This is a genomic window from Janthinobacterium sp. 61 (assembly GCF_002846335.1).
Taxonomy (GTDB): Bacteria; Pseudomonadota; Gammaproteobacteria; order Burkholderiales; family Burkholderiaceae_D; genus Janthinobacterium.
On sequence record NZ_PJMQ01000001.1, the window covers coordinates 5,261,927 to 5,274,930 of the forward strand.

The following is a 13,004-nucleotide window of genomic DNA, read 5'->3' on the forward strand; positions in this document are numbered from 1 at the left end:
GAGCCGTACATGAGCACTAGCACCTTGGACCACGCCGGTCACGACCATGCCCACGACCATCCCAGTGGCTACCGCCGCTGGCTGTTTGCCACCAACCACAAGGATATCGGTACCCTGTACCTGTGGTTCTCGTTCATCATGCTGTTGTCGGGCGGCGTGCTGGCCCTGATGATACGTACGGAACTGTTTCACCCAGGCTTGCAATTCTTTCACCCTGAATTCTTCAACCAGCTGACCACCATGCACGGCCTGGTGATGGTGTTTGGCGCCATCATGCCGGCCTTCGTCGGCTACGCCAACTGGATGATCCCGCTGCAAGTGGGCGCATCCGACATGGCCTTCGCCCGCATGAACAACTTCTCGTTCTGGCTGCTGCCACCGGCCGCGCTGCTGCTGGCCACGTCCTTCCTCGTGCCGGGCGGCGCCACTGCTGCCGGCTGGACCCTGTATGCGCCGCTGTCGACGCAGATGGGCCCCGGCATGGACATGGCGATTTTTGCCATGCATCTGATGGGCGCCTCGTCCATCATGGGTTCGATCAACATCATCGTTACCATCCTCAACATGCGCGCTCCCGGCATGACCTTGATGAAAATGCCGATGTTCTGCTGGACCTGGCTGATTACCGCTTACCTGTTGATCGCCGTGATGCCCGTGCTGGCCGGCGCCATTACCATGACCCTGACGGACCGCCATTTCGGCACGTCCTTCTTTAACGCTGCCGGTGGCGGCGACCCCGTCATGTACCAGCACATCTTCTGGTTCTTCGGCCACCCCGAGGTCTACATCATGATCTTGCCGGCCTTCGGCATCGTCTCGCAGATCCTGCCCGCGTTTGCCCGTAAACCCTTGTTCGGCTACGCCTCGATGGTCTACGCCACGGCCTCGATTGCGATTCTGTCCTTCATCGTCTGGGCGCATCACATGTTTACCACCGGCATGCCGGTGACGAGCCAGCTGTTCTTCATGTACGCGACCATGCTGATCGCCGTGCCGACGGGCGTGAAAGTGTTCAACTGGATCGCCACGATGTGGAAGGGTTCCATGACGTTCGAAACGCCGATGCTGTTTTCGGTGGGCTTCATCTTCGTCTTTACCATGGGCGGTTTCACGGGCCTGATCCTGGCGGTGACGCCGATCGACATCCAGCTGCAGGATACCTATTACGTGGTGGCGCACTTCCACTACGTGCTGGTGGCCGGTTCGCTGTTTGCCCTGTTCGCCGGCTTCTACTACTGGTCGCCGAAATGGACGGGCCATATGTACAACGAGACGCGCGGCAAGATCCACTTCTGGCTGTCCTTGATCACGTTCAACGTGACCTTCTTCCCGATGCACTTCCTGGGCCTGGCCGGCATGCCGCGCCGCTACGCCGACTATCCGGCGCAGTTCACGGATTTCAATATGATCGCCTCGATCGGCGGCTTCGGTTTTGGCCTGATGCAGGTGTACTTCCTGTTCTTCGTGGTCTTGCCGACCATCCGCGGCGGCAAAGCTGCGCCAGCGAAACCATGGGAAGGCGCGGAAGGCCTGGAATGGACCGTGCCGAGCCCTGCGCCATTCCACACGTTTGAAACGCCGCCAACCGTCAAGTAGTCATCGTCAATGTATGCCAGTGTCACGGGCCGGCGCTGCTGCCGGCCCCTTTGAATAGAGTGCCTGCCATGACCGAAGTAAAAACTGAGCGCAAGAAACCCAACAACCTGCGTACGGGGCTGATACTGGGGGCCCTGGCGGCCTTCTTCTTCCTGTCCGTATTTGTCAAGCGCATGTGGCTCTGACGTGACGACGCCGATGCAACAGGAAACACGCGGCCTGAACCGCAAGATGCTGGGCAAGCTGATCGTCATTGCCATCCTGATGTTTGGCTTTGGCTATGCCCTGATTCCCGTCTACAAGCAGATTTGCGAAGTGATGGGCATCAATGTGCTGACGCAAAAAGATGGCACGGTGGCCTACGATAACAATACGCAGGTCGATACGACGCGCAGCATCACCGTCGAGTTCGACGGCAATGCCCAGGGGCCATGGCGCTTCCGCCCGACCGTGTCGAGCATGCGGGTGCATCCGGGCGAACTGGTGACCGTCATGTATGAAGTGGTCAACACGCAAAACCGCGTCGTCAATGCGCAAGCCATTCCCAGCTATGCGCCGCAGAGCGCCACGCCGCATTTCAAGAAGGTCGAGTGCTTCTGCTTCAAGCAGCAGACCTTGAAACCCCACGAAGCGCGGCAGATGCCGGTGGTGTTCTTCCTCGATCCGGCGCTGCCGAAAGAAGTGAAAACCATCACCCTGTCGTACACGTTTTTCGAGATCGCCGGTCTGAGCCAGGCTCAAACGCCGGCCGTCCAATAGGAGAGTGTCATGGGCGAACCCAAGCAGCCTGAAAAAGCGTCGTTCCTGTATTCGCTGCGGGCCGTGGTGTGGTCATTCACGGGTCTGCGCCGCAAGAGCGATTTCGACACGGATTCGGCCAAGCTCAATCCCGTGCACATCGTCATCGCCGGTTTCCTGGTGGTGGCTTGCCTGATCGGCATCCTGATTTCGATTGTTAAATTCGTCGTTTTATAAATTATAAAAAACCACCCTATAAGTTTTTGAGGAGATGATGATGAGTTCCAACCACGCCGCCGTACCTTATTATTTCGTGCCCGGCCCGTCGCGCTGGCCCATGCTGGGCGGCGCCAGCCTGCTGCTGACCATGATCGGCGCCTCGGCCTGGGTCAACGACGTCTCCTGGGGCCCGTACGTGAATTACCTGGGCATCGCCGGCATCCTGCTGGTGCTTTATTTCTGGTTCGGCGACGCCATCAGCGAATCGGAGCAGGGCCTGTACAGCGAGCGCATCGATCACTCCTTCCGCTGGAGCATGAGCTGGTTCATCTTTTCGGAAGTCATGTTCTTCGCCGCCTTCTTTGGCGCCCTGTTCTATGCGCGCAGCATCTCGATGCCATGGCTGGCTGACCTCGACCACAAGGTCATCTGGCCCGATTTCGCCGCCCAATGGGGCAATACGGGCCCGGCAGGCACGGTGCAGGAATTTACCACCATGACGCCGTTCTGGATTCCGACCATCAATACGGCCTTGCTGCTGACGTCGGGCGTGACCCTGACCATCTCGCACCACGCGCTGCGCGCCGGCCACCGCGCCATGACGGCGCTGTTCCTGTTCGCCACCATCGTGCTGGGCGCCGTCTTCATGGGCTTTCAGGTGTATGAATACATGCACGCCTACAGCGAACTGAATTTGAAACTGACGTCCGGCATCTACGGCGCCACCTTCTTCATGCTGACGGGCTTCCACGGCTTCCACGTGACCCTGGGCGCCATCATGCTGTCCGTCATCCTGTACCGCGTGCTGAAGGGCCATTTTACGCCCGACCACCATTTCGGCTTCGAAGGCGCGGCCTGGTACTGGCACTTTGTCGATGTCGTCTGGCTGGGACTGTACGTGGTCGTGTATTGGTTATAATGGCGGGGCAGGGCGTGCGTCGTTGACGCTTGCGCCTGCACCATAAAAAAAAGCCGTACCGGGACATCCTGGGTACGGCTTTTTTCTTAGCGTGAAGAATTTGCCAATCAGGCAAGAAGAAGCTTAATGTATGCCGGTCGGCTGAATGTAGCCCAGATGATGCGCCAGCAGGATCAGCAGGAACAGCGTGATCGAGAAGCCCACGCGCATGGCCAGCGCCTGCACGGTGCGGTTGCTCTTGCCCTTGTCGCGCATGAGGAAGAACAGGGCCGAGCCCAGGCTGCCCAGAATCAGGATGAAGGCAATGGCAACGAGGATTTTCATGGATGGTAGCGCCAGGCTTGAGGAGGTTTCATTGTAATGCGTATCCGCTTCCATTTTAGATGGATTCCATTTGTTGTAATGCTGCTACTGGTGGCGCTGGGTATTTCTCTGGCGCAATGGCAGCAGCGCCGTGGCGACGAGAAAATCGCCCGCGCCGCCCGGCTCGAGGCTGGCAACCAGGCCGCACCGCTGGCATTGACGGCCGTGCCCTTGCTGCCGGCCGATGCGCAAGCGATCGAATACCGCCGCGTCACCGTCACGGGCCGTTTCCTGCCCGCCTGGACGGTCTACCTGGACAACCGTCCCTACAAGGGCCAGGCCGGCTTCCATGTGCTCACTCCCTTCCAGATCGACGGTTCCCGGATGCACGTGCTGGTGGCGCAGGGCTGGTTGCCGCGCAACAACGCCGAGCGCACGCGCATCCCCGACTACGCCACGCCCACGGGCACGGTGACCATCAGCGGCATCGCGCGCCTGAACGCTGGCCATGTCATGGAACTGGGCACGGCGCCGCCCCTGGCGCCGCACGCCATCGTGCAAAATGCCGACATCGGCCAGCTGGCACAGGCCAGCAGCCTGGCCTTGCAGCCCTTCCTCATCGAACAAACAGTCGCCCCAGTTGATCTGACAGCGCCGCCAGCGGCCAGCGCGCTTCCCGTGCGTGACTGGCCGGCACCCGACCTGGGCGCGGACAAGCACCGCGGCTACGCATTCCAGTGGTATGCACTGGCACTGATGGCTTTTTTATTTTTTGTCTTTACAGGATTTCGACGTGCAAACAAACAGCCCTGAAACAACACAAGACAGCACCGGCAAGCAGCTACAGAACACGGGTCGGTGGAAACTATTGGCCGTGGTGGCCGTGTGCGCCTTTCCCATCATCGCCTCGTATTTCACGTACTACATCATCAAGCCCACGGGCCGCAACAATTACGGCGCCCTGATCGACCCGCGCCTGCATCCTATACCGGAGGAGGCGTTGCAGGTGACAGAACTCGACGGCAAGGCCGCGCCGCTGGCGCAGTTCAAGGGCAAGTGGGTGCTGCTGCAAACGGGGCCGTCCGATTGCCAGGAAGCATGCAAGAAGCAATTATTTGACATGCAACAACTGCGCCTGATGCAGGGCAAGGAGCGCGAACGCCTTGAACGGGTCTGGCTGGTGACGGATGCGCAGCCGCTCGACACCCTCGTGATGCGCGAATTCGACGGCACCAGCATGCTGCGCGTGAATAACGACGCCCTGAAAGCCTGGCTGCCCGTGGAGGCGGGCGGCAAGACCAGCGACCACCTGTATTTGATCGATCCGCTGGGCAATTTGATGATGCGCTTTCCGAAAGATGCGGACCCGAACAAGATCAAGAAAGACATCGCCAAGCTGCTCAAAGCTTCGGCGATCGGTTAAGGAGTCTGCATGCCGACGATGCATCTCTCTGCGCTGGCCCAGCTGGGCTTGACGGGTCTGCTGGTGGCGCTGCTGCCGTTGACCATGGTCTGGGTGTCCGCGGACGCCAACAAATACCGCAAGCTGGTATGGATCGCCGTCTTTTTGACGGTCGACCTGATCATGTTTGGCGGCTTTACGCGCCTGTCCGATTCGGGCCTCGGTTGTCCTGACTGGCCAGGCTGCTATGGTTCCGCCAATCCTTTCCTCGCGCACGAGCACATCGTGGCGGCGGAAACCCTGATGCCGACGGGACCCGTGACGGTGGTCAAGGCGTGGATCGAAATGACGCACCGCTATCTGGCCATGGCCATTGGCGTGCTGATCGTGGCGATGATGGTGCAGGCGTGGCGCCAGTGGAAGAAAAGCAAACGCCAGGAATTTGCCCCGGCGTTGCCGACGGCGCTGTTTTTGTTCGTCTGCCTGCAGGGCGCGTTCGGTGCCTGGACCGTCACATTGAAGCTGCAGCCGGTGATCGTTACCATCCACTTGCTGCTGGGCATGGGCTTGCTGGCCATGCTGACGTGGCTGGGCGGGCGCCAGGACCATGCCGTCAAACCCTTGCTGCGCGCCGATGCGGATGCGTCCGTGCTGCGCCCCGTGCGCGCGCTGGCCGTCATGTCGCTCGTGCTGCTCACAATGCAGATCGCGCTGGGTGGCTGGGTGAGCACCAACTACGCCACCCTGGCCTGCACGGATTTCCCCCTGTGCGGCGGCAAAGTCATTCCGGAGATGGATTTCGAGCATGGTTTCCATTTGTGGCGCGAACTGGGCAAGACGGCCGCCGGCCATTACTTGCCGTTTTCAGCGCTGACAGCCATCCACTGGGTGCACCGCAATTTCGCCTTCATCGTGCTGGCCGGTGTCGGCTATACAGTGTTGCGCGCGTGGAAACTTCCATCCTTGCGCGGCACAGCCCGCTGGCTTGCCTTGGTGCTGGCCTTGCAGGCGGCCACGGGCCTGGCGACGATCTACCTGAGCTGGCCATTGTCGATTGCCGTCCTGCATAACGGCGGGGCGGCGCTGCTCGTGTTGTTGCTGACCATGTTAAACTACAAGGCTAAATTCCAACTCGATGTAGCGCGGAAATCTGCTTCCGCCTCCGCGCCAGTGCCCTCGGCACCAGCCAGTTCTTCCCGTATCGCATAAATGACTACTCAGACCATCAGCCGTAAACCATCCCCCCGCATCGCCCAGTACTGGGCGCTGACCAAGCCCCGCGTGACGCAACTGGCCGTGTTTTGCGCCGTCATCGGCATGTTCCTGGCCAGCGAGGAGTTGCCGGACTGGCGCGCGGTGGTGTTTGGCACCGTCGGCATCTGGCTGCTGGCAGGCGCCGCGTTTGCCGTCAACTGCCTGGCCGAGCGCGAAATCGATGCGCGCATGGCCCGCACGGCGCGCCGCCCGATGGCCATGGGCGACATCACCGTCAAGCAGACGGTGGTGTTCGCGCTGGTGATCGGCGGCCTGGGCATGGCGATTCTGTATAACCTCGTCAATCCGCTGACCATGTGGCTGACCTTTGTCACCTTTGTCGGCTACGCCTTGATCTACACCATGGTGCTGAAACCGGCCACGCCGCAAAATATCGTCATCGGCGGCCTGTCCGGCGCCATGCCGCCTGCGCTGGGCTGGGCTGCCGTCGCCAACGACGTGCCGATGCAGGCCTGGCTGCTGGTCTTGATCATTTTCGTGTGGACGCCGCCGCACTTCTGGGCGCTGGCCATGTACCGCCGCGACGATTATGCGCGTTCGGGCTTGCCCATGTTGCCCGTCACGCACGGCTTGAAATTCACGCAATTTCACGTCTGGCTGTACTCGATCGCGCTGGCCGCCACCACCTTGTTGCCCTTTGCCGTACGCATGAGCGGCCTGATCTACCTGGTCTCGGCCGTGCTGCTCAATGCCGGTTTCCTGTATTACTCGTGGAAAATGTACCGCCACTACACGGACTTGATCGCGCGCAAAGCTTTTACGTATTCCATCATTTACCTGGCATTGCTGTTCGCAGCCTTGCTGGTCGACCACTATATTCCCCTCGGAACATGAAAAAATACCTGACCTTGTTGTTGGCGGCCGCCCTGGTCGCCGTCCTTGCTGGCTGCGGCAAGCCGGCCGCGCCCAAGCTGGCATTCAAGAATACGGACGTGACGGGCCTGGGCTACGCGCGCGAGTTCGCGCTGACGGACCACACGGGCCACCCGCGCACCCTGGCCGATTACAAGGGCAAGCTGGTGCTGATGTTCTTCGGTTACACGCAATGCCCGGACGTGTGTCCCACTACCATGGCCGACATGGCGCAAGTGATGCGGGAAATGGGGCCGCAGGCGGAGCAGGTGCAAGTACTGTTCGTCACCGTCGACCCCGAGCGCGACACGCAGCAATTGCTGGCGCAGTATGTGCCCGCCTTCGACAAGCGCTTCGTGGGCCTGTATGGCGACGCCGCCGCGACGGCCAAGGTAGCCAAGGAATTCAAAGTGTATTACGCCAAGGTCGAGGGCGAAACGGATAGCAGCTACACGGTCGACCACACGGCCGGCACCTATGTGTTCGACCGCGAAGGCAAGATCCGCCTGTTCGTGCGCCACGGCGAAAAACCTGCCCTCATCGCGCACGATCTTAAACTTCTGCTATCCTGATCCGGTCGCGCCCCCGGGCGCCATCTTCAGGATTTGCAGTACATGGATAAACGTTTCGAGCCTCACGCACGCCTGGCAGCCATCATCTTCTTGCTGATCGGCTGCTTTTTCGTCCTGCGGCCCTTCCTGGCCGCCATGCTGTTTGCCGCCTGCGTGGGCATTTCCAGCTGGCCCCTGTATATCCTTCTGCTGGAGCGTCTGAAAGGCCGGCGCAACTGGGCGGCCGCCATCATGACCGTGTCCCTGATCCTCGTCATCGTGCTGCCGCTGGCCCTCGTCACTTACAACCTGGCCGACAATGTGTCGCGCGTGTACGAGCAGATCCGCGTCGCGCTGGAATCGGGCGGCCTGCATCCTCCGGCCTGGCTGTCCAGCATTCCCGTGGTGGGCGAAACCATCGATGGCTATGTGCGGCGCCTGCTGGAAGACCGCGAAGAATTATTGAATTTGGGTAAGACCATGCTGGAGCCGGCGCGCCATTTCCTCGCTTCCGGCGGCATCTTGCTGGGCACGGGCCTGGCGCAGACCAGCTTGGCCGTGTTTGTCAGCTTCTTCCTCTACCGCGACGGCCAGCAACTGAGCCGTGCCCTGATGACGGGCGCCGGCCGCATCATCGGCGACAGCGCACCGGGCGTGGGCCTGACCATCAGCCGCACCGTGCGCGGCGTCATGTACGGCTTGCTGGGCACGGCGCTGGCGCAGGCTTTGGTGGCCGTGGTGGGTTTTTTGATCGCCGGCGTGCCGGCCGTGGCGCTGCTGGGCGTGGCCACTTTCATCTTTTCGCTGATCCCCGTGGGGCCGCCCCTGATCTGGGGCGGTGCCGCCATCTGGCTGTTTACGGAAGGGCAGACGGGCTGGGGTATTTTCATGGTGATGTGGGGCGCGCTGCTGATCAGCGGCGTGGACAATGTCGTCAAGCCCATGCTGATCAGCCGCGGCAGCAGCCTGCCATTTTTGCTGGTGCTGCTGGGCGTGCTGGGCGGCGTACTGGCCTTCGGCTTCGTCGGCATCTTCATCGGCCCGACCCTGCTGGCGGTGCTGTACAGTTTGCTGCAAACGTGGACGGTGGGAGAGACCACCGTGCCACAGGGCAAAGATACGCTGACGCGCAAGAAGTAATCAGTCTCTTAAATCCGCATCCAGATCCCGCTCCTGCTTGGGGATTACCTTGATCAGTACGATGCGGGGCCCGTTCATTTTCTTGACGACGATGTCGAAGTCGACAAAGGTGATGCGCTGGCCCTGCTTCGGAATGTCCCCCAGCTTGACCATGATCAAGCCGCCCACCGATTCCACATCGTCCAGCCCCAGTTCCTCGTTTTCAATATCGATGCCGAGGATGCGTTCGAGCGAAAAGATGGGCAGGCTGGCCTTGCCGATCAGGGTGCCGTCGCTTTGTTTGAGCCAGTCGTTTTCATTGCGGCGGAATTCATCGCGGATTTCGCCCACCATGGCGCCAAGCAAGTTATCCAGGGTGATGAAACCCAGCGGGCGCTTGCCCTTTTCGCCGATCAAGGCGAAGTGGGGCGCGCCATCTCGGAACCGGCGGAACAGTTCCAGCGCCGGCGTGCGCGCGGAAATGATATCGACGGGACGCAGGAAGGGCGTAAACGAGGTGATCGGTTTACCCGCCTGCTGGGCAAAGAACAGGTCTTTCAGGTGCACCACGCCTAGCACATCGTCTTCATTCATGTCGAAATACGGGTAGCGGCTGAAGCGGTTGCGCAGCACCGTGTCGAGGTTTTCTTCCAGGGTGCTCGACGCGTGCAGGGCGATCACTTCATTGATCGGACGCATCAGGTCCGACACCGTCATTTGTTCGAAATCAAGCGACTGGGCCAGGATGTTGCGCTCGTCGCGCGTAAATTTTTCGCCCGGCTGGCTGGTGCGCAGGATCAGTTTCAGCTCTTCGGACGAGTAATGGGCGTCGTGGCCGCCCTTGCCGGACAGGCCCGCCATGCGCAGCACCCAGTTGGCGCTGGCGTTGAGCAGGTAAATGGCTGGATACATGGCCCAATAGAAACCATACAGGGGAATCGCGCTCCACAGGCCGACGGCTTCCGGATTGCGGATGGCCATCGATTTGGGCGCCAGTTCGCCCACGACGATGTGCAGGAAGGAAATGACGCTGAAGGCGACGACGAAAGACACGCCGTGGATCAGTTCTTGCGAAGTGACGCCGACGGCGCCGAACAGCGGCTCCAGCAAGCCGGCAAACGCCGGTTCGCCGACCCAGCCCAGGCCCAGCGAGGCCAGGGTAATGCCCAGCTGGCAGGCGGACAGGTAGGCGTCCAGCTGGCCATGCACCTTGGACAGGATGCGGCCCCGTAGTCCCTGTGTCTTGGCGATGGCGCGAATGCGCGTGCGCCGTAATGTAACGATGCCAAACTCGGCGGCAACAAAAAAACCGTTCAGCGCGACCAGGAAGAGGGCGAGCAGGACTAGCAAGACATTGTGCATGGGGGCGCTGAAGATGGGCTGTAAAAACGTCATCTTAAACGACGAAGGGCGGCATAACCTAATTTAGCCGCGCCCCCCGCCCCTGCAGGCGGTGGCGCGCGCTGGGTTATTCCCGCTTTTTCAGCCTTTGGCCGCCGTTTGCGGTCCTCCGCGCATGGCAAAGACCATGACGGCCGAGACGATGGCGGGGATGGCGACGACGAGGAAAATCGTGCTGTTGGGCCAGTTCAGGCGGATCAGTTCGCCACCGAGCACGGGGCCGATGATGGAGCCGATACGCCCGATGCCCAGGCTCCAGCCTATGCCCGTCGAGCGCAAGGTGGTCGGGTAGTAGCTTGCCGCCAGGGCGTTGACGGCAGGTTGGCCGCCCACCACGCAAAAGCCCGCGATGAAGATGGTGATGAAGAGGAAGGCCAGCGACACGTCGGGACGGCCGATCAGGGCAATCGCCACGGCGGCGACTAAAAAGCATGGCAGCAGGATGCGGCGGAAGCTGGAGCGGTCGATCAGCTGGCCCATGACGAGGGTGCCGATGGTGCCGCCCACTTGCAGGGCCGTGCCCGCCAGCACGGCGTTGGCCGTGGACAGGCCCGCTTCCTTGGCGATGGTCGGCAGCCAGTTCGACAGGAAATATAAATTCAGCAAGTTCATGAAGTTGATGACCCACAACAGAATTGTCATCTTCGCGCGGCCACCCGTAAACAATTGCAGCACGGGCGCGCCCTTGTGTGCCTTCTCATGCACGACATATTGCGTGTCGGCCGTGATGCTCACGGTCGGATCGATACGTTTCAACCACTGCGCCACTTTGTCGAGCTTGCGTTTCTTCAATACCAGGAATTGCATCGATTCCGGCAGCAGGAAGAACATCAGCACGCCGATCACCAGCGGCACCACGCCACCCACGTAAAACACGGATTGCCAGCCGAATGCGGGAATCAGCGCGGCGGACAGCAAGCCACCGAGCACGGCGCCCAGGGTAAAACCGCACGAGACCAGCATCATCAGCGTGACTTTCTTGCGCAGGGGGCTGTATTCGCCGGCCAGCGCCATGGCGTTTGGCATCACGGCGCCCAGGCCCAGTCCCGTGATGAAACGGATTAGCTGCAATTGTTCGATGTTCGTCGCCAGCGGCGTGACCAGCATGCACAGCGAAAAGAAGATGGTCGAGCCGATCAGTACGGGGCGGCGCCCGAACTTGTCGGCCGTGATGCTGAAGACAAGCGAGCCGACCAGCATGCCCAACAGGCCCGCGCCAAACACGGGGCCCAGGTTGGCCTTGCTGACATGCCAGTCGGCGATGATGGCTGGCGCCACATAGCCCATCGCCTGCACGTCGAAGCCATCCATGATGACGCACAGCCCGCACAGGATCAGCATGCCGATCTGGAAGGAGCCGATCTTGTTGTTATTGATGAGATCGGGAATATCGATCGTCTTGCCTGCCGTGGACATGGTGCCGCTCCTGTTTTTTTATGGTGGTCGCGCCCTTCCGGCGAGGGATAGGCGCGTGTTTGTCTCAGGCTTCATTACAATCGCTTTTGATTGATTATTCAAACGTTATTTTCGAATGGATTTATCGGATTAGCTAATGAATATGGCGCAGAAGCAACCTTATCTACATGCTAATATCGCACCATGAAAAATCTTGTTAGCCACTTTCTTGCCCTGCAAGCCAGCCTGCCGGCGCACGGCCCCGGTTTCAGCGCGCTGATCCTGCGCGACGGCGAGACCGTTTTGGAGCTGCATCACGGCCTGGCGTGCCTGGAACTGGGCGTGCCCCTGACGGCGCAGTCGCGTTACTACCTGGCTTCGGAATCAAAGCAATTCACGGCAGCCTGCGTGCTCGACCTGGTGCGCCGGGGCACCATTGGCCTCGACGATGACGTGGCGTCCCATCTGCCCGAGGTGCGGCAGTTCGGCGCCATCATCACGGTGCGCCAGTTGCTCAATCACACCAGCGGCATTCCCGATTATTTTGACTACCTGGCGTGCCAGCTGGGTCGCCACGACGGCGATTACTTTGACAATGCGCTGCTGCTGCGCCTGATCGCCCGGATGGACGCGCTGACGTTCCCGCCCGGCAGCGCGCATGCCTACAGTAATTGCAATTACATTTTGCTGGCCAAACTGGTGGAGGTGGTATCTGGTCAGCCGCTGGCCACGCAGGCGCGCGAACGCCTGTTTGCGCCGCTGGGCATGCACGCCACGGCATTTGATGTCGACCGGCAAGCTGTCATGCCGCAGCGCGTGCGCAGCTATACCGTTGATCCTGCGCAAGCGTGCGCCTATCGCCAGCACCTTGGCAATGCGAATACAGTCGGTGACGGCGGCGTGTATGCCTCGCTGCACGACCTGGTCTTGTGGGAGCGCGACTGGCAGCGCCAGTACCACGACCCGGCCAGCCTGGTGCGTGCGCAGCTGGCCGAAACGCCGGGCCCCGATGGCCAAAGCTGGTCCTACCGCTTTGGCCTGGAGCAAATCGAGCATGGCGGACGTGCGGTGGTATTCCATGACGGCGGGCTGTGGGGTTTCCGTGCCTTGCTGCTGCGCGTGCCCGAGGCAGGCCTGTCCGTGATCCAGCTGGCGAACGTGGATAGCTGCGAGCCGGACCAGGCGGCCTGGCTGGCAGCCATCGCCACCGATCTGGACGCCTGATCAGTGCCGC

At 60.9% G+C, this 13,004-nt stretch carries 15 protein-coding genes; 12 read left to right on the forward strand and 3 right to left on the reverse strand.

The features are described 5' to 3' along the window. The first annotated feature begins 9 nt into the window (after positions 1–9). The 5 genes from ctaD (at position 10) to CLU92_RS23920 (ending at position 3,472) form a co-directional block, all read left to right on the forward strand. Positions 10–1,596 (forward strand): cytochrome c oxidase subunit I, encoded by a 1,587-nt coding sequence (gene ctaD / locus CLU92_RS23905; RefSeq protein WP_101483886.1) that lies wholly within the window; start codon positions 10–12, stop codon positions 1,594–1,596. Between the two features lie 68 nt (positions 1,597–1,664). Then, positions 1,665–1,781, forward strand: coding sequence for a cytochrome oxidase small assembly protein (locus CLU92_RS28040; RefSeq protein ID WP_216350353.1), 117 nt, complete (start codon positions 1,665–1,667; stop codon positions 1,779–1,781). 13 nt (positions 1,782–1,794) lie between these two features. Further along, complete coding sequence (locus CLU92_RS23910) at positions 1,795–2,355, forward strand: cytochrome c oxidase assembly protein (protein ID WP_101484862.1); 561 nt, start codon at positions 1,795–1,797, stop codon at positions 2,353–2,355. A gap of 9 nt (positions 2,356–2,364) precedes the next feature. Then, complete coding sequence (locus CLU92_RS23915) at positions 2,365–2,571, forward strand: DUF2970 domain-containing protein (RefSeq protein ID WP_101483887.1); 207 nt, start codon at positions 2,365–2,367, stop codon at positions 2,569–2,571. Positions 2,572–2,611: 40 nt separating this feature from the next. After that, positions 2,612–3,472, forward strand: a complete 861-nt coding sequence (locus CLU92_RS23920) for a cytochrome c oxidase subunit 3 (protein WP_101483888.1) — start codon at positions 2,612–2,614, stop codon at positions 3,470–3,472. 123 nt (positions 3,473–3,595) lie between these two features. Here the strand turns inward: CLU92_RS23920 and CLU92_RS23925 are convergent, their stop codons facing one another. Further along, a complete protein-coding gene (locus CLU92_RS23925) occupies positions 3,596–3,796 on the reverse strand; it encodes a twin transmembrane helix small protein (RefSeq protein WP_101483889.1) in 201 nt (66 codons plus the stop codon). Between the two features lie 36 nt (positions 3,797–3,832). On the opposite strand from CLU92_RS23925, the gene CLU92_RS23930 reads away from it, so the two are divergent. Genes CLU92_RS23930 through CLU92_RS23955 form a run of 6 tightly spaced genes read left to right on the forward strand, consistent with a single transcriptional unit; the run spans position 3,833 to position 8,995 of the window. Continuing rightward, positions 3,833–4,588, forward strand: a complete 756-nt coding sequence (locus CLU92_RS23930; protein WP_101483890.1) for an SURF1 family protein — start codon at positions 3,833–3,835, stop codon at positions 4,586–4,588. Next, a complete protein-coding gene (locus CLU92_RS23935; RefSeq protein ID WP_101483891.1) occupies positions 4,569–5,198 on the forward strand; it encodes a cytochrome C oxidase subunit I in 630 nt (209 codons plus the stop codon). Before CLU92_RS23930 ends, CLU92_RS23935 begins: the two co-directional genes overlap by 20 nt. Before the next feature lie 18 nt (positions 5,199–5,216). Next, positions 5,217–6,386, forward strand: coding sequence for a heme A synthase (locus CLU92_RS23940; RefSeq protein ID WP_101484863.1), 1,170 nt, complete (start codon positions 5,217–5,219; stop codon positions 6,384–6,386). Continuing rightward, positions 6,387–7,286 (forward strand): heme o synthase, encoded by a 900-nt coding sequence (gene cyoE / locus CLU92_RS23945; RefSeq protein ID WP_101483892.1) that lies wholly within the window; start codon positions 6,387–6,389, stop codon positions 7,284–7,286. After that, positions 7,283–7,876, forward strand: a complete 594-nt coding sequence (locus CLU92_RS23950) for an SCO family protein (protein WP_101483893.1) — start codon at positions 7,283–7,285, stop codon at positions 7,874–7,876. Before cyoE ends, CLU92_RS23950 begins: the two co-directional genes overlap by 4 nt. 42 nt (positions 7,877–7,918) lie before the next feature. Beyond that, positions 7,919–8,995, forward strand: coding sequence for an AI-2E family transporter (locus CLU92_RS23955; protein ID WP_101483894.1), 1,077 nt, complete (start codon positions 7,919–7,921; stop codon positions 8,993–8,995). Here the strand turns inward: CLU92_RS23955 and CLU92_RS23960 are convergent, their stop codons facing one another. Next, positions 8,996–10,336 carry a hemolysin family protein gene (locus CLU92_RS23960; protein WP_101484864.1) on the reverse strand — a complete coding sequence of 447 codons (1,341 nt, stop codon included), beginning with the start codon at positions 10,334–10,336 and terminating at the stop codon, positions 8,996–8,998. A gap of 120 nt (positions 10,337–10,456) precedes the next feature. Further along, positions 10,457–11,791, reverse strand: a complete 1,335-nt coding sequence (locus CLU92_RS23965; protein ID WP_101483895.1) for an MFS transporter — start codon at positions 11,789–11,791, stop codon at positions 10,457–10,459. A gap of 183 nt (positions 11,792–11,974) precedes the next feature. Between CLU92_RS23965 and CLU92_RS23970 the strand changes: the two genes are divergently transcribed. Beyond that, a complete protein-coding gene (locus tag CLU92_RS23970) occupies positions 11,975–12,994 on the forward strand; it encodes a serine hydrolase (RefSeq protein WP_101483896.1) in 1,020 nt (339 codons plus the stop codon). Positions 12,995–13,004 lie beyond the last annotated feature (10 nt).

Coding starts and splice junctions, on each gene's coding strand:
- ctaD (WP_101483886.1), top strand. CDS start 10: ATGAGCACTAGCACCTTGGACCACGCCGGTCACGACCATGCCCACGAC.
- CLU92_RS28040 (WP_216350353.1), top strand. CDS start 1,665: ATGACCGAAGTAAAAACTGAGCGCAAGAAACCCAACAACCTGCGTACG.
- CLU92_RS23910 (WP_101484862.1), top strand. CDS start 1,795: ATGCAACAGGAAACACGCGGCCTGAACCGCAAGATGCTGGGCAAGCTG.
- CLU92_RS23915 (WP_101483887.1), top strand. CDS start 2,365: ATGGGCGAACCCAAGCAGCCTGAAAAAGCGTCGTTCCTGTATTCGCTG.
- CLU92_RS23920 (WP_101483888.1), top strand. CDS start 2,612: ATGAGTTCCAACCACGCCGCCGTACCTTATTATTTCGTGCCCGGCCCG.
- CLU92_RS23925 (WP_101483889.1), bottom strand. CDS start 3,796: ATGAAAATCCTCGTTGCCATTGCCTTCATCCTGATTCTGGGCAGCCTG.
- CLU92_RS23930 (WP_101483890.1), top strand. CDS start 3,833: ATGCGTATCCGCTTCCATTTTAGATGGATTCCATTTGTTGTAATGCTG.
- CLU92_RS23940 (WP_101484863.1), top strand. CDS start 5,217: ATGCATCTCTCTGCGCTGGCCCAGCTGGGCTTGACGGGTCTGCTGGTG.
- cyoE (WP_101483892.1), top strand. CDS start 6,387: ATGACTACTCAGACCATCAGCCGTAAACCATCCCCCCGCATCGCCCAG.
- CLU92_RS23950 (WP_101483893.1), top strand. CDS start 7,283: ATGAAAAAATACCTGACCTTGTTGTTGGCGGCCGCCCTGGTCGCCGTC.
- CLU92_RS23955 (WP_101483894.1), top strand. CDS start 7,919: ATGGATAAACGTTTCGAGCCTCACGCACGCCTGGCAGCCATCATCTTC.
- CLU92_RS23960 (WP_101484864.1), bottom strand. CDS start 10,336: ATGCACAATGTCTTGCTAGTCCTGCTCGCCCTCTTCCTGGTCGCGCTG.
- CLU92_RS23965 (WP_101483895.1), bottom strand. CDS start 11,791: ATGTCCACGGCAGGCAAGACGATCGATATTCCCGATCTCATCAATAAC.
- CLU92_RS23970 (WP_101483896.1), top strand. CDS start 11,975: ATGAAAAATCTTGTTAGCCACTTTCTTGCCCTGCAAGCCAGCCTGCCG.